Source organism: Nonomuraea sp. NPDC049269, from assembly GCF_043197155.1.
In the GTDB taxonomy this organism is placed as follows: Bacteria; Actinomycetota; Actinomycetes; order Streptosporangiales; family Streptosporangiaceae; genus Nonomuraea.
Window position 1 is genome coordinate 601,462 of record NZ_JBICSO010000009.1, and the last position, 18,159, is coordinate 619,620.

18 protein-coding genes are annotated in these 18,159 nt (G+C 70.2%); 6 read left to right on the plus strand and 12 right to left on the minus strand.

Going from position 1 to position 18,159, the window contains the following annotated elements; genetic code table 11:
• Positions 1-46: 46 nt before the first annotated feature.
• On the minus strand, positions 47-1,069 hold the full coding sequence (locus ACGFNP_RS46040; RefSeq protein ID WP_393329318.1) for a GNAT family N-acetyltransferase: 1,023 nt from the start codon (positions 1,067-1,069) through the stop codon (positions 47-49).
• Between the two features lie 96 nt (positions 1,070-1,165).
• On the opposite strand from ACGFNP_RS46040, the gene ACGFNP_RS46045 reads away from it, so the two are divergent.
• The 5 genes from ACGFNP_RS46045 (at position 1,166) to ACGFNP_RS46065 (ending at position 7,228) form a co-directional block, all read left to right on the plus strand.
• Positions 1,166-2,557, plus strand: coding sequence for an NAD(P)/FAD-dependent oxidoreductase (locus ACGFNP_RS46045; protein ID WP_393329320.1), 1,392 nt, complete (start codon positions 1,166-1,168; stop codon positions 2,555-2,557).
• A gap of 32 nt (positions 2,558-2,589) precedes the next feature.
• The gene (locus tag ACGFNP_RS46050; RefSeq protein WP_393329322.1) at positions 2,590-4,209 is read left to right on the plus strand and encodes an amidohydrolase; all 1,620 of its coding nucleotides are present in this window, start codon (positions 2,590-2,592) and stop codon (positions 4,207-4,209) included.
• Positions 4,210-4,287: 78 nt separating this feature from the next.
• Positions 4,288-4,737 (plus strand): hypothetical protein, encoded by a 450-nt coding sequence (locus tag ACGFNP_RS46055; protein ID WP_393329324.1) that lies wholly within the window; start codon positions 4,288-4,290, stop codon positions 4,735-4,737.
• 27 nt (positions 4,738-4,764) lie between these two features.
• Positions 4,765-5,532, plus strand: coding sequence for a hypothetical protein (locus ACGFNP_RS46060; RefSeq protein WP_393329326.1), 768 nt, complete (start codon positions 4,765-4,767; stop codon positions 5,530-5,532).
• On the plus strand, positions 5,525-7,228 hold the full coding sequence (locus ACGFNP_RS46065) for a hypothetical protein (RefSeq protein ID WP_393329328.1): 1,704 nt from the start codon (positions 5,525-5,527) through the stop codon (positions 7,226-7,228). Before ACGFNP_RS46060 ends, ACGFNP_RS46065 begins: the two co-directional genes overlap by 8 nt.
• Before the next feature lie 157 nt (positions 7,229-7,385).
• Here ACGFNP_RS46065 and ACGFNP_RS46070 read toward each other — a convergent pair whose 3' ends face one another.
• The 5 genes from ACGFNP_RS46070 to gap form a co-directional block, all read right to left on the minus strand.
• Positions 7,386-7,730: an RNA polymerase-binding protein RbpA gene (locus tag ACGFNP_RS46070; RefSeq protein ID WP_214636247.1), complete on the minus strand. Its 345-nt coding sequence runs from the start codon at positions 7,728-7,730 to the stop codon at positions 7,386-7,388.
• Between the two features lie 68 nt (positions 7,731-7,798).
• Positions 7,799-8,029: a preprotein translocase subunit SecG gene (gene secG / locus ACGFNP_RS46075; RefSeq protein WP_214636246.1), complete on the minus strand. Its 231-nt coding sequence runs from the start codon at positions 8,027-8,029 to the stop codon at positions 7,799-7,801.
• Positions 8,030-8,128: 99 nt separating this feature from the next.
• Positions 8,129-8,911 (minus strand): triose-phosphate isomerase, encoded by a 783-nt coding sequence (gene tpiA / locus ACGFNP_RS46080; protein ID WP_358324901.1) that lies wholly within the window; start codon positions 8,909-8,911, stop codon positions 8,129-8,131.
• Positions 8,908-10,095, minus strand: coding sequence for a phosphoglycerate kinase (locus ACGFNP_RS46085; RefSeq protein WP_393329330.1), 1,188 nt, complete (start codon positions 10,093-10,095; stop codon positions 8,908-8,910). Before ACGFNP_RS46085 ends, tpiA begins: the two co-directional genes overlap by 4 nt.
• Entirely contained in the window at positions 10,095-11,099 is a 1,005-nt protein-coding gene (gene gap, locus ACGFNP_RS46090; protein WP_358324782.1) for a type I glyceraldehyde-3-phosphate dehydrogenase, read from the minus strand. Before gap ends, ACGFNP_RS46085 begins: the two co-directional genes overlap by 1 nt.
• A gap of 185 nt (positions 11,100-11,284) precedes the next feature.
• Between gap and ACGFNP_RS46095 the strand changes: the two genes are divergently transcribed.
• Positions 11,285-11,902: a hypothetical protein gene (locus ACGFNP_RS46095; protein WP_358324785.1), complete on the plus strand. Its 618-nt coding sequence runs from the start codon at positions 11,285-11,287 to the stop codon at positions 11,900-11,902.
• A 283-nt stretch (positions 11,903-12,185) separates the two neighbouring features.
• Here the strand turns inward: ACGFNP_RS46095 and whiA are convergent, their stop codons facing one another.
• The 6 genes from whiA to ACGFNP_RS46125 all read right to left on the minus strand — a co-directional run bounded on the left by whiA (position 12,186) and on the right by ACGFNP_RS46125 (position 18,058).
• On the minus strand, positions 12,186-13,166 hold the full coding sequence (gene whiA / locus ACGFNP_RS46100) for a DNA-binding protein WhiA (protein ID WP_219528586.1): 981 nt from the start codon (positions 13,164-13,166) through the stop codon (positions 12,186-12,188).
• A 71-nt stretch (positions 13,167-13,237) separates the two neighbouring features.
• Positions 13,238-14,155, minus strand: coding sequence for a uridine diphosphate-N-acetylglucosamine-binding protein YvcK (gene yvcK / locus ACGFNP_RS46105; RefSeq protein ID WP_219528670.1), 918 nt, complete (start codon positions 14,153-14,155; stop codon positions 13,238-13,240).
• A gap of 65 nt (positions 14,156-14,220) precedes the next feature.
• Complete coding sequence (gene rapZ, locus ACGFNP_RS46110) at positions 14,221-15,087, minus strand: RNase adapter RapZ (protein WP_214636241.1); 867 nt, start codon at positions 15,085-15,087, stop codon at positions 14,221-14,223.
• A 22-nt stretch (positions 15,088-15,109) separates the two neighbouring features.
• Positions 15,110-17,020 (minus strand): excinuclease ABC subunit UvrC, encoded by a 1,911-nt coding sequence (gene uvrC, locus ACGFNP_RS46115; protein WP_393329366.1) that lies wholly within the window; start codon positions 17,018-17,020, stop codon positions 15,110-15,112.
• A gap of 96 nt (positions 17,021-17,116) precedes the next feature.
• Complete coding sequence (locus ACGFNP_RS46120; RefSeq protein WP_219528589.1) at positions 17,117-17,557, minus strand: Rieske (2Fe-2S) protein; 441 nt, start codon at positions 17,555-17,557, stop codon at positions 17,117-17,119.
• Between the two features lie 45 nt (positions 17,558-17,602).
• On the minus strand, positions 17,603-18,058 hold the full coding sequence (locus tag ACGFNP_RS46125) for a Rieske (2Fe-2S) protein (RefSeq protein ID WP_358324792.1): 456 nt from the start codon (positions 18,056-18,058) through the stop codon (positions 17,603-17,605).
• Positions 18,059-18,159: the final 101 nt, after the last annotated feature.

The window sequence follows — 18,159 nt, forward strand, 5'->3', positions numbered from 1 at the left end:
GGAACCGTCAGAGCGGGAATCCGGGCCGGACGAAGGCGAGCGGGAGTCAGGCTGACGCCAGCGCGCCGACCGGCAGCCTGGCCTCGATCACGCCCGGGTCCTCGGTGTAGCCGAGCGTGGCGCCCAGCGACAGCAGGAGCCGCCGCATCCGCACGTTGTCGGACAGCATCGTGGCCCTGACCTCGGCGTAGCCGAGATCACGCGCCTCGCGCACCAGCGATCGGGCCAGGGCCGTGCCCAGACCGCGCCCCTGCCAGCGGTCCTCGACCAGGAAGGCCATCTCGGCGATGCCGGGATCGGGAGTGAACATCAAGGAGGCCATGGCCACCACCTGGCCGTCGTGCCCGCCCACGATCGAGTGGCCGCGGCTGCGGTCGCAGAGCCGGTCGAACATCCGCGCCGGCAGCGCGGGCATCGAGGTGAAGTAGCGGAACCTGCGGGCCTCGGGCGAGCACCTGTCGTGCAGGTCGCGTACGGCCTCGCGGTAGATCGAGGTGAGCGGCCGGACCGTGACCTCTTCACCGTCGCTCAGCCTGATCACGGGCTCGCCGGCGCTCTGCTCGACCGGCGGCTGCGCGAGCCGGACGAAGGAGGCCGCCCTGGCCGCCTCGGTCAGCGTGAAGGGCAGCTCGGCGCGGCGCAGCCGGACGGCCCGCTTGGCCGCTACGGGCACCACGAGCAGGGTCGGGTCGGGAAGATCACTCACGGCTTCACCATAGATCCACCGGGCATCGTCGGCGCGCAGCAGCTCGGCCAGGAACTCCGGCAGCCGCCACGGCATGGACCGCAGCCGGGAGGCGAGCAGCAGCGCGCGGGTGGGTTCGTCGGTCAGCTCGTGCGCCGTCGCGGGGACCACCTGGACGCGGCGTCCACCCGCCGCTTCCAGCGCCTCGCGCACCGCCTCCGGACCGGCCGGGATGTCGGCGACGAACTCGTCGACGGTGCCGTCCGCATCCGACTGGACGCTCAGGCCGAGGATGTTGCCGCCCCTGTCGGCCAGGGCCGCGGCCAGGGAGGCCAGCCGTCCCGGACGCTCGTCCACCGTCGTGCGAATGCGCAAGAATCCCATACGAAGAGGATGCCGGGGAGGTGTTACCTGGCCGCTACCGCCGTGTTTCGAATGCGAATTTCATAGCGAGATGCGGCGTATAGGAGGATAACGGCCATGAACGCGCAAGTCTCCTTGTCGTCCGGATTCGTGAACGGCGACGTGTCCTTCTGGTACCGCGCTTCCGGCGTGCCTTCCCCTGGTCCACGCCTCGACGGCGACCTCCAGGCGGACGTGGTGATCGTCGGTGCGGGCTACACGGGACTGTGGACCGCCTACTACCTCAAGCAGGCGCGGCCGTCGCTGAACGTGGTGGTGCTGGAGAAGGACTTCGCCGGGTTCGGGGCCTCGGGGCGCAACGGCGGCTGGCTGACCGGCGACCTGGCCGGATCGCATCAGCGTTATGCCGCGACGCACGGCGTGGAGGCGGCGCGGCGGCTGCAGCGCGAGATGTACGCCTCGATCGACGAGGTGATCGGGGTCTGCGAGAAGGAGGCCATCGACGCCGACGTCGTCAAGGGCGGCGTGGTCAACGTGGCCCGCACTCCCGCCCAGGCGGCGCGGCTGCGGGCCTCGGTGTCGGCCGCCCGCGCCTGGGGCATCGAGGAGACCGACCTGCGGCTGGTCGATCCCGCGGAGCGGCTGCGGGTGGCGGGGGCCGTGGCCGCCTCCTGGAGCCCGCACTGCGCGCGGGTCCAGCCCGCCAAGCTGGTACAGGGGCTGGCGCGGGCCGTACGGGAGCTCGGGGTGACCGTCTATGAGCGGACGCCCGTCACGGAGATCGCCCCGGGGCGGGCCGTGACGCCGTTCGGGACGGTCCGGGCACGTCACGTGCTCCGCGCGACCGAGGGGTTCACCTCGCGGCTGAAGGGGCTGCGGCGGCAGTGGCTGCCGATGAACAGCTCGCTGATCGTCACCGAGCCGCTGCCCGCCTCGTTCTGGGAGACGGTCGGCTGGCAGGGGTCCGAGCTGCTCGGGGACATGGCCCACTACTACATGTACGCCCAGCGGACCGCCGACGACCGCATCGCCTTCGGCGGGCGCGGCCGGCCGTACCTGTACGGCTCGCGGGTGGACGCCAGGGGGCACACGCACGAGCGGACGGTCGAGGCGCTCTGGGAGCTGCTGATCGACTTCTTCCCCGCCGCGGCCTCCTCCTCGGTGGCGCACGCGTGGTCGGGGGTGCTGGGGGTGCCGCGCGACTGGTGCTCGACCGTGCACGTGGCCCCGGCCACCGGCCTCGGCTGGGCGGGCGGCTACACCGGGCACGGGGTGACGACGGCCAACCTGGCCGGCCGTACGCTGCGGGACCTCGTCCTGGGCGAACGGACGGCGCTGACGGAGCTGCCGTGGGTGGGGCGCCGGGTGCGGGCGTGGGAGCCGGAGCCGCTGCGCTGGCTGGGGGTGCACGCGATGTACCGCTTGTACCGGATGGCCGACCATCGGGAGCGGTCGATGCCGCGTACGTCCGCGCTGGCCCGCGTGGCCGACCTCATCACCGGCCACTGACCACCGACCCATCACCGAGATCTGGGAGCACCATGCACACGCTCTTCCGAGGGGGACGCGTCTTCACCGCGAAGACCGATGTCGCCGACGCTGGTTTCGCCGAGGCCGTACTCGTCCGCGACGGTGTGATCGCCGCCGTGGGCGACGAGCGGGAACTGGTACGGCTGGCGCCGGGCCACGAGACCGTGGACCTGGAGGGCGGCCTGCTGGTGCCCGGGTTCACCGATGCTCATGTGCATCCGGTGCAGGCGGGCCTGGAGCGCGCCAAGTGCGATCTATCCGAAATTTACGGACTCGATGCCTACTTGGCGAAGATCGCCGACTATGCGGCGAAAAATCCGGAAAAAGAGTGGATCGATGGCGGTGGGTGGGACATGTCGGCCTTCCCGGGTGGGTTGCCGCACCGTGATCAGCTCGCCTTCGCCGACCGGCCCGTCTACCTCATCCAGCGTGACCACCATGCCGCCTGGGTCAACGCCCGCGCCCTGGAGCTGGCCGGCGTCACCGCCGACACCCCCGACCCCGCCGACGGCCGGATCGAGCGCGATGCCGACGGCACGCCCAGCGGCGTCCTGCACGAAGGCGCGATGGACCTCGTCGGCCTGCTCACCCCCCGCCCCGCCGCCCAGGACCTGGACCGGGCGCTGGCGGAGGCGGAGCGGTACCTGTTCTCGCTCGGCGTCACCGGCTGGCAGGACGCCATCGTCGGCTCGTACGCGGGCTCGGTGGACCAGCTGCCCACGTACGTGTCGGCGGCCGGCTCCGGCAGGCTGCGGGCCCGCGTGGTGGGCGCGCTGTGGTGGGACCGAACCCGTGGTCTCGACCAGCTCGACGACCTGGCCGCGCGGCGCGCCTCGGCGGAGGGGCTGGACCGGTTCCGCGCGACCTCGGTGAAGATCATGCAGGACGGCATCACGGAGAACTTCACGGCCGCGACGCTGGAGCCGTACTGCCTCTGCGGCGGCACGGGCCTGTCCTACGTCGACCCGGGCAAGCTCAGGACGTACGTGGCCGAGCTGGACCGGCTCGGCTTCCAGGTGCACGTCCACGCGATCGGCGAGCGGGCCGTACGCGAGGCGCTCGACAGCCTCGAGGGCACCTCCCCCGGCAACCGGCACCACATCGCCCACCTGCAGATCATCGAGCCGTCGGACGTGCCGCGCTTCGCCGCGCTCGGCATCACGGCCAACCTGCAGCCGCTCTGGGCGACCCACCACGCGCAGATGGACGAGCTGACGCTGCCGTTCCTGGGCGAGCCCCGCTCGTCGTGGCAGTACCCCTTCGCCGACCTACTGGCCCACGGCACGCGGTTCTGCGCGGGCAGCGACTGGCCGGTGTCGAGCGCCGATCCGCTGCAGGGCGTGCACGTGGCCGTCAACCGCACCGAGCCCGGCGGCTCGGTGCACGCCGGCTACCCGACGGCGCAGACCCCGTTCCTGCCCGGCCAGCGCCTCGACCTGGCGACCGCGCTGACGGCGTACACGGCGGGCTCGGCCTGGATCAACCGCTCACCCGCCGGCGTGATCGAGCCGGGCCGCCCGGCGGACCTGGTCGTCCTGGACCGCGACCCGTTCGAGCTGCCGGAGCGCGACATCTGGACGACTCGGGCGCGCATGACGTTCGTGGACGGCGTCGCCGTACACGAGGGGTAGCCGCGCGATCCGGCCCTCCGGAACGCGCACCCTTCCCGGGTACGGTCGCCTCCGACTCGAACGGAGGTTGACATGGTAATGCGGCGAACGTGGGCCGTCGCGGCGCTCGCCTGCGCGATGACGGTGACCATTCCCGGAGTCGCGCAGGCGACGACCCAGCGCGGCCAGGACGTGGTCATCACGTCCAGACGCGGCTGGCAGGACACCGGGATCTACGTGTTCGGCGGCGACCGCGTCCGGGTCGAACAGGTGGGCGGCAGTTGGACGGTCGACCACAACTCCTTCCCCTGGGTGGGCGCCGACGGGTACGACTGGGACACCGACTCGCACATCTACCAGGGCTGCAAGATCCGCGACGACTCCCCGTACGCCCGGCTCCTGTCCCGGGTCAAAACCGGCTCGCGTGCCCTGGGCGCGCACCGGAGCTGGCGGGCCACGACCAGCGGCCGGCTGCTCATGAGGATCAATGATCAGGACCGCTGCCTCGGCGACAACGCGGGCGCGCTGGTCATCAGGATCTGGCACTAGCCATCGGGTCCGGAGTCTAATGACCGTGTGACGGGGACACACGGCAAGCGCGTGGTCGTCGTGGACGACGACGACATCAGCCGCACCGGCATCGTCGCCATCCTGTCCGAGACACCGGGTGTGGAGGTGGTCGCGGGACTCGACCACCGGGCGGCGGCCGGCTGGTCGTACGAGGGCGTCGACGTCGTGCTGGTGGACGCCGCCGACGAGCGGCGCCCCGACGACCACTTCCCCGGCGTGGCGGTCGTCGAGGCCGTCCGCCGGGTCCGGAGCCGCCGCCAGACCACGGTCATCGTGCTCACCGGCCACTTCCTCGACGGCGCGGTCCGGAGGCGCATGCGGGAGGCCAGGGCCGACTACTTCTACCACCGCAGCCAGCTCGGGGACGCGGCCCGTCTGCGCGCCGCCGTACTCTCCCCGTCGGGAACCGTGCCCGGCCCCGCCGACCCCGAGGAGGAGATCAGGCTCGGCCTCTCGGCCGCCAGCCGGGTCAACGCGGCTGTGGCGCACGCCCTGGCGGAACACCTGCCGGAACGGCTGGGCGAACGGGCCAGCCCCCGGTCGCGGGCCTGGATCCGATTACGGGAGCGGTTCAACCGGCAGGCCCGGCTCGCGGCGATGACCTCCGACGGCCGGGCTCCGGACCGCGCCCAGTCGCTGCCGTCACTGCCGCAGATCGCCCGGTTCCTGACATGGGCGACAAGAGTCAAGACACCCCCACCACCGTCCCTGTCACCACCACCCCCACCGCCCTCACCGCCGCCCTCACCGCCGCCATCGCCACGGGATGAGTGAGCCGCTCAGTGGGACCGCGCGGTCCACCTCCTTCACCGCGATCCGCCTGTTCCTCAACCTGCGGCTGGCCTCGCGGGTGACGATCTGCGTGACCCTCTGGAAGACCCTCACGCCGCCCGTGGCGGCGCTCACCCTGCTCGCCTCGTGCCCGTACGACGTGCTGGTGTTCCTCGCCCTCAGACGCCACAGGATCCCCGTCCCGGTACGGCTGGCGCTGGACGTCGTCGACGTGGCCGTCTGGTCCGCACTCTCCGGAGACCCGATCGACGCCCCTGCCCTGCTGGCCGCTCCCCTGGCATACGAGCTGGCCCTGGAGCACGGCTGGGCGGCACTGGCCGTGCCCCTCACCTCTGGGGCGGTGACCAACGTGGCACTGACCGTGGCTGGCTGGCCGTACAGTCTCGCGCCCTTCCTCTGGCCCGCAGGCGGCGTGGCAGGTGGCGTGTTCATCGGCCGCTACCTGCGCGGGCGCCTGCGGCAGCGGCTGCGCGTGGCCGCGGCGGAGCGGCAGGCCGCCAGGAGCCAGGCCGAACTGGCCGGCCGGCACAGCGTGGCCGTGGGCGCCGACACCGTGGTGGACCTGCTGACCCGTACCTGGCCACTGCTGGCGGGGCCGGGCCGCCCGGTGGCGTCACCTCTGTCGGCCTGGCGGCAACGGCTGGCGGAGGAGACTGCCGACCACGCCGAGTACCTGGCGGTCGCGTTGCTGCGCTGGGAACAGCGCCACAATCTGGCCAGTCCGGACCTCTCCCGCGACGTGGAGTTCCGCCCCTCGTCCGGAAGCGGCGCACTGCTGCTCTCCCCCGCGCAGACCGCCGCGCTGCACGACGCCCTGGTACGACTGGCCCCCGCGGGCGTGCTCACCGTCACCGCGGACCAGCCACGGCCCCTCGGACGACGGCAGGAACTGCGCATCGGCTCCAGAAAGGTGGTGCTGCCCGAGGATGCCCGGCCGCACACTCCGCCGTTCGACGCGGGACCGATCGCCATCGCGCTGGGCGCCATCGGCTCACTCAGTCACTCCTGGCGCGACATGGACGGCGTGCCACTCCCGGCCGGCGCGGCCCTCACGCTGACCGGGCTGCTGGTCGCCCTCTGGGCGCACCGGCGCATCGTCGCCCGCGGCACGGCGGCGCACGCGTGGGTGCTGGCCGCGGGGCTCTGCTTCGGCGCGGTGGACGCGCTCGTCTCGACGTCGCTCATGCGCACGATGGTCGCCGGGGGACTCACCCGGATGCCGTTCCTGCACTCGATGCTCTTCGCCGTCCCGTTGACGGTCGTGTACTGGCGCGACCTGGGGCTGGGAAGACGGGTCGCGGCCGTGGCCTGGCTGGCGTCGATCCTCGCGGTGTGCGGGTGGCTGCTGCCCGTACCGCTGCACTGGACCGATCTGGCGGCGCTGGTGTGGCCGCTGGCCTTCACCATCGGCGCCTCGGGAGTGCGCGACCTGCTGGACCTGGACACCACGGGGGTGGACCACGAACTGGCCGCCGAGCACGCCGCCGCCGTACGCGAGGGCTACCTCAGCGGCCGGGCCGACGTACTACGGCTGGTGGAGCGGGTCGCGGAGGAGGCCGCCCACCGCCTGACCACGGACCGGGACTCGCTCGACCCGCGCTTCCTCCCAGAGCTCGAACGCCGCCTGCACCAGGTCCGCGAACGCGTCTCGGCCTTACGCGGCCAACCAGACCCCTGAATGACGACCGACTTCAGCAGTGCGACCACCCGACACGCGCCCCCGCTCAACAGCCCGCAACCCGCAAGGCCCCCGGGCGCAACGCCAGAAGGGCCCCGGCGCGGTGCCGGGGCCCTTCTGACATATGTACCTCTGAGCTAACAAGATCCTGCTGTTCCTACCAGGGAGACTTGTTGTTGCGCAGACGCTCCAGCGCTTCCTCGAGGATCGCCTTGCCGTCCTTGTCGCTCCTGCGCTCCTTCACATAAGCGAGGTGCGTCTTGTACGGCTCGTTCCGGGGCGGGGCAGGCGGGGCCTGCTCGTCCTGGCCGGCCGGGAGACCGCAGCGTGGGCAGTCCCACATTTCGGGCACCGCCGCGTCGCTGGCGAAGCTGGGACGCGTCTCATGCATGTTGGCGCACCAGAACGAGACCCGCACTCTCGGAGCTGCCTCGCCGCGCTCGGCCTCCCCCATCGGGCCGGCGCCGACACGGCTGCCACGGATCGCGTTGCCACTACCCACGGATGAACTCCTCGCTCGATCGCCCCGTGACACACGGGGGGAGAATCACTGTCACGCGTCAACCTGACTCAGGGCCGCAGGAGCAGGCCCAGAGCGATGATGCAGACGAACCAGACGGTGCCCGTGATGACGGTCAGCCGGTCGAGGTTACGCTCCACCACCGAGGAACCACCGAAGTTCGACGAGAAACCGCCGCCGAACATGTCAGACAAGCCGCCACCCTTGCCCTTGTGGAGCAGGACGAGCAGGATCATGAGACAGCTCGCCAGGATGAGGGCGATGGAGATTCCGATTTCCACGGTATGCCTAGTCCTTCAATGCTCTGTCACGCGTGACGATTCAAACTTGCCTCTAGAGGGTACGGCTTGTTGTCAAGTCGCACCCCCGGAACGACTCAGTTAGCCGGACATATCGGAGAAACGGCAGATCTTTACGAACTCCCCGGCATCGATGCTGGCACCGCCCACGAGCGCGCCGTCGATATCGGGTTGAGCCATGATCCCAGCGATGTTGCCTGACTTTACTGACCCTCCGTAGAGGATACGTACTGCGGAGGCCACTTCGGGGTCGTACAGCTCAGCGAGTCTGCCTCGCAGTGCTCCACAGACCTCTTGGGCGTCCTCGGGCGTGGCCACCTCGCCGGTGCCGATCGCCCACACCGGCTCGTAGGCCACTACTATCGATTGTGCCTGCTCAGCGGAGATCTTGCGCAGTCCACCGTCAAGCTGGTTCAGGCAATGTGAAACGTGTTCGCCTGCCTGGCGCACGGGCAGGCCCTCGCCCACGCACAGGATCGGCGTGAGCGAGTGGCGGAACGCCGCCTGCACCTTGGCGTTGACCAGGTCGTCGTCCTCGCGGTGGTATTGGCGCCGCTCCGAGTGGCCGGCCAGGACGAACGTGCAGCTCAGCTTGGCCAGCATCGCGCCCGATATCTCGCCGGTGTAGGCGCCCGCGTCATGCTGGGACAGGTCCTGCGCGCCGTAGACGATGCGCAGCTTGTCGCCGTCGACGAGCGTCTGGACGCTGCGCAGGTCGGTGAAAGGCGGCAGGACGGCCACCTCCACCCGGTCGAAGTCCTTGTCGGTGAACGCGAAGGCGAGCTTCTGGACCAGCGAGATGGCCTCAAGGTGATTGAGGTTCATCTTCCAGTTGCCGGCGAAGAGCGGCTTTCTCACGGTCAGTCCTCCAGGGCGGCGAGTCCGGGGAGGGTCTTGCCTTCGAGATATTCGAGGCTCGCTCCGCCACCGGTGGAAATGTGCGAAAAGCCGTCTTCGGGCAGGCCGAACTTACGCACGGCCGCCGCCGAGTCGCCGCCGCCGACCACCGTCAGGGCCTCGGCCCTGATCAGCGCCTCGGCCACGGCGCGGGTGCCGCCGGAGAAGGCGTCGAACTCGAAGACGCCCATGGGGCCGTTCCAGAAGACGGTTTTGGCGTCGGCCAGCTTGGCCGCGAACAGCTCACGGGTCCTGGGACCGATGTCGAGCCCCTCGCGGTCGGCCGGGATGGCGGTGGCCTCGACCACGTCGTGCGGCGCGTCCTCGGCGAAGCCGGTCGCGGCCAGCACGTCGACGGGCAGCACGAGGTCGACGCCACGCTCGGCGGCCTCGTTGAGGAAGCCGCGCACCTGGTCGAGCTGGTCCTCCTGGAGCAGCGACTTGCCGACCTCGTAGCCCTGGGCCTTGAGGAAGGTGTAGGCCATGCCGCCGCCGATCAGCAGCCGGTCGACCTTGGCCAGCAGGTTGGAGATCACGCCGAGCTTGTCGGAGACCTTGGCGCCGCCCAGCACCACCACGTAGGGGCGCTCGGTGTCCTCGGTGAGCTTCCTGAGCACCTCGACCTCGGCCACGATGAGCCCGCCCGCCGCGTGCGGCAGCAGCCGGGGCACGTCGTAGACGCTGGCGTGCTTGCGGTGCACCGCGCCGAAGCCGTCGCCCACGTAGAGCTCGGCGAGTCCGGCCAGCTTCTCGGCGAACGCGCCCCGCTCGGCGTCGTCCTTGGACTCCTCGCCCGGCTCGAACCGCAGGTTTTCCAGCAGGGCGACCTGGCCCTCGCGCAGCGCGTCGACGACGGCGTGCGCGCTGTCGCCGACCACGTCGGTGGCGAAGGCCACGTCCTCGCCGAGCAGCTCGGCGAGGCGTTCGGCGACCGGCTTCAGCGAGAAGCCGGGGTTGGGGCGGCCCTTGGGGCGGCCCAGGTGAGCGCAGACGACGACCTTCGCGCCCGCGCCGGTCAGAGCCTTGATCGTCGGCACCGACGCGCGGATGCGGCCGTCGTCGGTGATCGTCTCACCGTCGAGTGGGACGTTGAGGTCGGCGCGTACGAGCACGCGCCGACCCTTCACGTCGAGATCGTCGAGCCTACGCATCAGAGGTCCGCGCCCACCAACTGGATGAGGTCGACGAGGCGGTTGGAGAAGCCCCACTCGTTGTCGTACCAGCCGACGACCTTCACCTGGTTGCCGATGACCTTGGTCAGGCCGGCGTCGAAGATGCAGGAGTGCGGGTCGGTGACGATGTCGCTGGAGACGATCTCGTCCTCGGTGTAGCTGAGCACGCCCTTGAGCGGCCCCTCGGCGGCGGCCTTGTACGCGGCGTTGACCTCTTCGACGGTCACGTCACGGGAGAGCTCGACGGTCAGGTCGGTGGCCGAGCCCGTGGGGATCGGCACACGCATCGCGAACCCGTCGAGCTTGCCCTTGAGCTCGGGCAGCACCAGGCCGATGGCCTTGGCCGCACCGGTCGAGGTGGGCACCACGTTGACGGCGGCGGCGCGGGCGCGGCGCAGGTCCTTGTGCGGGCCGTCCTGCAGGTTCTGGTCCTGCGTGTAGGCGTGGATCGTGGTCATCAGGCCCTTCTCGATGGTGAAGGCGTCGTTGAGGACCTTCGCCAGCGGAGCCAGGCAGTTGGTGGTGCAGGAGGCGTTGGAGATGATCGTGTGCTTGGCGGCGTCATAGGCGTTGTCGTTGACGCCCATCACGATCGTGACGTCCTCGTTCTTCGCCGGAGCGGAGATGATGACCTTCTTGGCGCCGTTGTCGGCGTGCACCTTGGCCTTGGCCGCGTCGGTGAACAGGCCGGTCGACTCCAGCACCACGTCGACGCCGAGGTCGGCCCACGGCAGCTTGGCCGGGTCGCGCTCCTCGAAGACCTTGATCGCCTTGCCGTCGACGATGATCTCGTCGCCGGCGACCTTCACCTCGTAAGGCAGGCGGCCGAGGATGCTGTCGTACTTCAGCAGGTGGGCGAGCGTCGCATTGTCGGTCAGGTCATTGACCGCAACGATCTCGATGTCCTTGCCACTGGCGGCCACCGCACGCCAGAAGTTGCGGCCGATGCGGCCGAAGCCGTTGACGCCTACGCGGATGCTCACGGGAACCGATCTCCTCGTACGTGATGGCGAGTGAAAACCTCGATGACAAACCCTATCGGACCCAAATTGGTTTAGACCACTGGACTCCCCTTAGCGCGAATCCGCGATCCGGGCGCGTAATTTGTGAGCTTCGAGTAAAGTGCCCGACTCATCGGAGTAAATTCGGGCATTCTCTGGGGGCTGAGATGTCACAACCTAGGTCCGGCCTGCTGTCTGGCCTGGTCGTGGGCTTCATAGCCACGCTCATCTGCACCATCGCGCAAGCGGCGGCACTCCACTACGGAGCCCGCTTCCTTCCGGCTGCCTTCCTGGCGGCCGGCGACGGCCTCTGGGCGCTGACCGCGATCGCCTTCGTCATCGCGCTCCTCCTGTCGGTCCTGGTATGCCTGGTCAGATCGAGCAGCCGGGTGCTGCCCTGGTGGTCAACCCTCTGCGCGATCGCGGCGGTGGCCCTGGGCTGGACCACCGCCCGCGCGACGAGCACCGGCGGCCAGCCGGACCTGAGCCTCGACCGCCTCAGAACCACCTTCCCGAGCGAGCTGACGAACCTCTGGTCCTCGCTGAAGGACTCCTGGGAGCCCTGGCTGCCCCTGGCCGCGGCGGCTCTGACGGCCTATGTGGTCGTACGCATCCGGGTGGGCCGCGTCCGAGCCCGCCAAACGTCCGTCACCCCACCCGAGGACGAGGACCCGACCTCTGCCGAACCGGAGTACCGGGCCCCCTTCGAGCCCCTCCAAAGCCCCACCAACCCCTCCCGCCCCACGGGCGACCTCTTCGCCCCAAGAGACCCGGGCCGCGCCTGAAACGACGCACGGGCCGACCCACGGACTCGGCGCACAAGCCCCTGTCACCGGAACAGGCGCACAAACCCGATCCACGGGATCGGCCGACGAGCCCGCACGTCACGGCGAGAAGTCCCTCCACCGGAGGAGCGTTCCCCTGGACAGGGCCCAGCTCACGACGGCGGTTGGCGCCCACCGTGCCTGCCGTAAAGCATGAACCGCCTTGACGGCAGGCCACGCACGGGGAGCACCCGCACAGAGCCGGACAAAGAACGTCCCGCACAGAGCCGGACAGAGAACGGGTCTACTGGGCGAGCATGTCCACGGTGAGGTTGGCCTCGGTGTTGGGGATGCCCAGGTCGGTCGCGCGTTTGTCGGCCATTGCCAGCAACCGCCGGATACGTCCGGCGATCGCGTCCTTGGTCAGCGGCGGATCCGCGATCTGCCCCAGCTCCTCCAGTGACGCCTGCTTGTGCTCCACCCGCAGCCGCCCCGCGATCACCAGATGGTCGGGTGCCTCGTCGCCCAGGATCTCCAGCGCCCGCTGCACCCGCGCCCCCGCCGCCACCGCCGCCCGCGCCGAGCGGCGCAGGTTGGCGTCGTCGAAGTTGGCCAGCCGGTTGGCCGTGGCCCGCACCTCGCGGCGCATCCGCCGCTCCTCCCAGGCCAGCACGCTGTCGTGCGCGCCGAGCCGCGTGAGCAGCGCGCTGATCGCGTCGCCGTCACGTACCACCACCCGGTCGACGCCGCGCACCTCCCGCGCCTTGGCGTGGATCTTGAGCCGGCGCGCCGAGCCCACCAGCGCCAGCGCCGCCTCGGGCCCCGGGCAGGTGACCTCCAGCGACATGGAGCGCCCCGGCTCGGTCAGCGAGCCGTGCGCCAGGAACGCCCCGCGCCACGCGGCCTCGGCGTCGCAGGCGGCCCCCGCCACCACCTGACGAGGCAGGCCGCGCACCGGGCGCCCGTGGTTGTCGATCAGACCCGTCTGCCGGGCCAGCGCCTCACCGTCGCGGTAGACGCGCACGACATAGCGCGATCCCTTGCGCAGCCCGGCGGGTGCCAGCACGAGCACCTCGGCCTTGTGACCGAACACCTCCCCGATGTCCTTGATCAGCCGCCGCGCGGTGGCGTTGGTGTCGAGCTCCGCCTCGATCACGATGCGCCCGCCCACCAGGTGCAGCCCACTGGCGAACCGCAACAGCGTGGACACCTCCGCCTTCCGGCAGCAGGGCTTCAGCACTGGCAGGCGGCTCAGCTCGTCCTTCACCACACCCGTCATCGCCATAAGCGTTAGTCCTCCCCCATTCAGACCGACTCTCAGCAGTCTCTCGCACCTTTGCGCCGCGCCGACCAGGATCAACGCTTCTGGAGGAAAATCTCGTCCAGGACGGAGGCAAGACGTCGTGCGTCATGTCGGGGAGAGCCGTCGGCGGCGGCGACGTCGGCCATGACGAGCCGTCCGCCGAGCGCGGCGGCCGCCTTCTCCAGGGCGTCGGGGTCGTCGACCACGCCGGTGTCGGCGAGCACGACGTCGACCCGAAGATCGCGCGCGTGCTGCCGGAGCACCTCCAGGTGCTGCTGGGGTGAGAAGTCGTCGGTCTCGCCGGGCTGCGGCGCCAGGTTGAGGGTGACCAGCCGCTTGGCCTTCGACTCGTGCAGCGCCCTGGCCAGCGCGGGCACCTTGAGATGCGGTAACACGCTGGTGAACCAGGACCCCGGCCCGAACACCAGCCAGTCGGCCTCCAGCACGGCCCGCACGGCCTCGGGCCGCGCGGGCGGATCCTCCGGCACCAGGGAGATGGCCTGCACCCGGCCGGGGGTCAGCGCGCAGGCCACCTGCCCGCGTACGGTCGAGATGACGCCGTCGAGCTCCACCTCGGCCACGATGTCGAGCGGCACCGACGCCATCGGCAGCACCCGGCCGTGGGCGCCGAGCAGCCGGCCCACCCAGTCGAGGCCCGCCACGGGGTCGCCGAGCAGCTCCCACAGCGCCACGATGAGCAGGTTGCCCACGGCGTGGCCGTGCAGGTCGCCCTCGCTGCGGAAGCGGTGCTGGACGACCTCGCTCCAGGTGCTCCCCCACTCGTCGTCGCCGCAGAGCGCGGCCAGCGCCATGCGCAGGTCGCCGGGAGGCAGCACGCCGAGCTCGCGCCTGAGCCGCCCGCTGGAGCCGCCGTCGTCGGCGACCGTCACCACCGCGGTCAGGTCACCCGCCACGCCGCGCAGCGCGGAGAGCGAGGCGTAGAGCCCGTGACCGCCGCCCAGCGCCACCACCCGCGGCCGATCATCGGACGCCGGGCCTGCTACGACCGCGTCACCTGGGGCTTCGCCCTCATCGGTCACTCCCGCCCCACATCCCGGTGGCTGACCTGTACTTCCATGCCGCGGTCACGCAGCCGGCCGGCGACCTGCTCGGCCATGGCCACACTGCGGTGCTTACCGCCCGTGCAGCCCACCGCGAGCGTCGCGTAGCTCTTGCCCTCGCGCGCGTATCCGGCGGCGATCACCTGCAGAACCTCCTCGTACGCGTCAAGGAACTCCTTCGCGCCCGGCTGGCCGAGCACGTAGTCACGCACCGGCGCGTCAAGCCCGTTCATCGGCCGCAGCTCCGGCACCCAGTGCGGATTGGGCAGGAACCGGCAGTCGACCACGAGATCGGCGTCGACCGGCAGCCCGTACTTGAAGCCGAACGAGACCACGTTGAGCCGCAGCCCCGGCCGGTCCTCGCCGCCGAAGAAGTTGACGATCTTGTTGCGCAACTCGTGCACGTTGAGCGAGGAGGTGTCGATCACCAGGTCGGCGTTGGCCCGCACCTCGCGCAGGATGCCCCGCTCACGGGCGATGCCGTCGACCAGACGGCCCTCGCCCTGGAGCGGGTGAGGTCTGCGGACGTTCTCGAACCTGCGCACCAACCCTTCGTCGCTGGCTTCCAAGAACACCACGCGCACGCGTACGCCGCGACCTTCGAGCTCTTCGATGGCGGCGTTGAGATCGGTGGTGAAGGCCAGGCTGCGCACGTCGACGACGGCGGCCACCTTGTCGGCGGCCAGCTTGACCTTGCCCGCCTCCTCCGCCATGGCGAACAGCAGCCCCGGCGGCAGGTTGTCGATGACGAACCAGCCCAGGTCTTCCAACGCCTTCGCCGCGGTGCTGCGCCCCGCCCCTGACATGCCGGTGACGATGACGAACGCCGGCTCGGTGTTCATTGCCTCACTCCGTTCGGCGGGCTCACTGTCCCTCCCCCTTCAGCGTCGACGCGATCACCTCGGCGATGGCCGGACCGATGCCGGGGACCTGGCAGATCTCGGCGGCGGTGGCCTCGCGCAGCTTCTTCACGGAGCCGAAGTGTTTGAGCAGCGCCTGCCTGCGCGCCGGCCCGAGGCCGGGCACGGCGTCGAGCGCGCTCTCTTTTACGCTCTTGGACCTCTTAGCACGATGGTAGGTGATGGCGAACCTGTGTGCTTCGTCCCGCACGCGTTGCAGCAGGTAGAGGCCCTCGCTGGAGCGCGGCATGATCACCGGCTGATCGTCGCCGGGCAGCCACACCTCTTCGAGCCGTTTGGCCAGACCGCACACGGCGACGTCGTCGATGCCGAGCTCGTCGAGCGCCCGCTGGGCGGCGGCCGCCTGGGGGCCCGCGCCGTCGACCACGACCAGGTTGGGCGGGTAGGCGAACTTGCGCGGCTTTCCGGTCTCCGGGTCGATGGGCCCGTTGGGTCCGTCGGCGTCGTCGTCGGCCGCCAGCTCGCCGGTGGCCGAGCGCTCCTCCAGGTAGCGCCGGAACCGCCGCTGGATGACCTCGTAGATGGAGGCGACGTCGCCTTCCTTGGTCCTGACGGCGAAACGGCGGTATTCGCTCTTGCGCGGCAGGCCGTCCTCGAACACCACCATCGACGCCACGACATTCTCGCCCTGCAGGTGGGAGACGTCGTAGCACTCGACGCGCAGCGGCACCTGGTCGAGGTCGAGCGCGTCGGCGATCTCCTGCAGCGCCTTGCTGCGGCTGGTCAGGTCGCCGGCCCGGCGGATCTTGTGCTGGGCGAGCGACTCCTTCGCGTTGCGCTCGACGGTCTCCATCAGCGACTTCTTGTCGCCGCGCTGCGGCACCCGGACCTCGACCCGAGCGCGGCGCTGCTCCGACAGCAGCTCGGTGAGCGCCTCGGCGTCGGGCGGCAGCACGGGCACGAGGACCTCGCGGGGCATCGACTCGGCGCCCGCGTCGCCGTACATCTGCAGCAGGAACTGCTCGACGAGCTCGCCGGGCGAGGCCTCCTCGACCTTGTCGACCACCCAGCCGCGCTGGCCGCGGATGCGCCCGCCACGCACGTAGAAGACCTGGACGGCGGCTTCGAGCGGGTCTTCGGCCAGCGCGATCACATCCGCGTCGGTGCCCTCGCCAAGGACGACGGCCTGCTTCTCGAGAGCGCGCTGCAGGGCCTGGATGTCGTCGCGGAGCCTGGCGGCCCGCTCGTACTCCTGCTCGGCGGCGGCCTCGCGCATGTCGCGCTCCAGCCGCTTGATGAAGCGGCCGGTGTTGCCCGCCATGAAGTCGCAGAAGTCTTCGGCCAGGAGTTGGTGCTCTTCGGGCGTGATCCGGCCGACGCACGGCGCCGAACACTTGTCGATGTAGCCGAGCAGGCACGGCCTGCCGATCTGCCCGGCCCGCTTGAACACGCCCGCGCTGCACGTGCGGACGGGGAAGACGCGCAGCAGCAGGTCGACGGTCTCGCGGATGGCCCAGGCGTGCGAGTAGGGGCCGAAGTAGCGGGTGCCCTTGCGCTTGGCGCCCCGCATCACCTGCACGCGCGGGAAGTCGTCGGCCAGGGTGACGGCGAGGTAGGGGTAGGACTTGTCGTCGCGGTATTTGACATTGAACCGCGGGTCGAACTCTTTGATCCAGGAGTATTCGAGCTGCAGCGCCTCGACCTCGGTCCCGACCACCGTCCAGTCGACGTCGGCGGCGGTGGTGAGCATCGACTGCGTGCGCGGGTGCAGCGCGGAGAAGTCGGCGAAGTAGGAGTTGAGCCGCTGCCGCAGGCTCTTGGCCTTGCCGACGTAGATCACTCGGCCATGCGTGTCCCTGAACCGGTAGACCCCCGGAGAGTCGGGAATGGAGCCCGACCGGGGCCGGAAACTCAGGGGGCTGCGCGTTGATCTCGCCACGTTCAAAGACTAACGGTCCGCACCGACAAGGCAGCCCGCCGTACCAGCCATCCTGGTACGGCGGGCGTGCGCCTAGGCGAGCGTGATCTGGTCTCCGTCCACCTTGATCTGCTGCTCCGGAAGCGGCTTCTTGGCCGGCCCGGCGGTGACGGATCCATCCTCGATCTTGAACTTGCTGCCATGGCACGGGCAGTCGATCGTGCCGTTCGCGACGCTGGCCACCGAACACCCCTGATGGGTGCAGATCGCGCTGAACGCCTTGAACTCGCCCGACTTGGGCTGCACTACCACCACCTTCTGCTCCTTGAAAACCGTCCCCCCACCGACGGGGATCTCGGAGGTCTTCGCCAGTGCGCCACCCGCGGCAGCCGGAGCGCTGGACTCCGTCGTGGCCGCCGAGGCCTGCGTGCCGGACGTGGCGTCATTACTACCGCACGCGGTCAGCGCCAGTGCCAGGCCACCCACACCCACACCGGCGATCACCGCCCTGCGACTCTGAAGGTCTTCTCCCATGTCGCCCACCCAACCGCACACAGGTGAGAAATTCATGAGGACTCGCTACGCGAGCGTGATCTTGCCCCCGCTCACCTTGATCTTCTTCTCCTTCAGCGGCTCGGAAGCCGGCCCACCTGCGACGGAGCCGTCCGAGATCTTGAACTTGCTCCCGTGGCACGGGCAATTGATGGTGCCGTCGGCCACCTCGTCGACCGTGCACCCCTGATGGGTGCAGACCGCCGTGAACGCCTTGAACTCACCCTCCGTCGGCTGAGTGACGACCACCTTCTGACTCTCGAAGACCTTCCCGCCCCCGCTGGGGATGTCGCCGGTGTCGGCGAGCGCCTTGGCGCCGGTTGCCTTCTTCTTCTTCGGAGCCTCGGACGACGGTTCGTCGGCCGCCGGTGCCTCACTCGCCTGAGTCGCGGGCGAGCCGTAGCTCGCGCAAGCGGTCATCACCACTGCGAGCCCGGCGCCTCCGGCTCCAAGCACCACCGCCCGGCGCGTCGTTTCGGTCATCGTGCGTCCTCCCAGGTCTAGTTCTCTCTTTAGGTACGGCCAGCGCCCTCGCGCCGGTTCAGCGTGCCGTACGCCAATCCCGGAAACCACGCAGAATTACC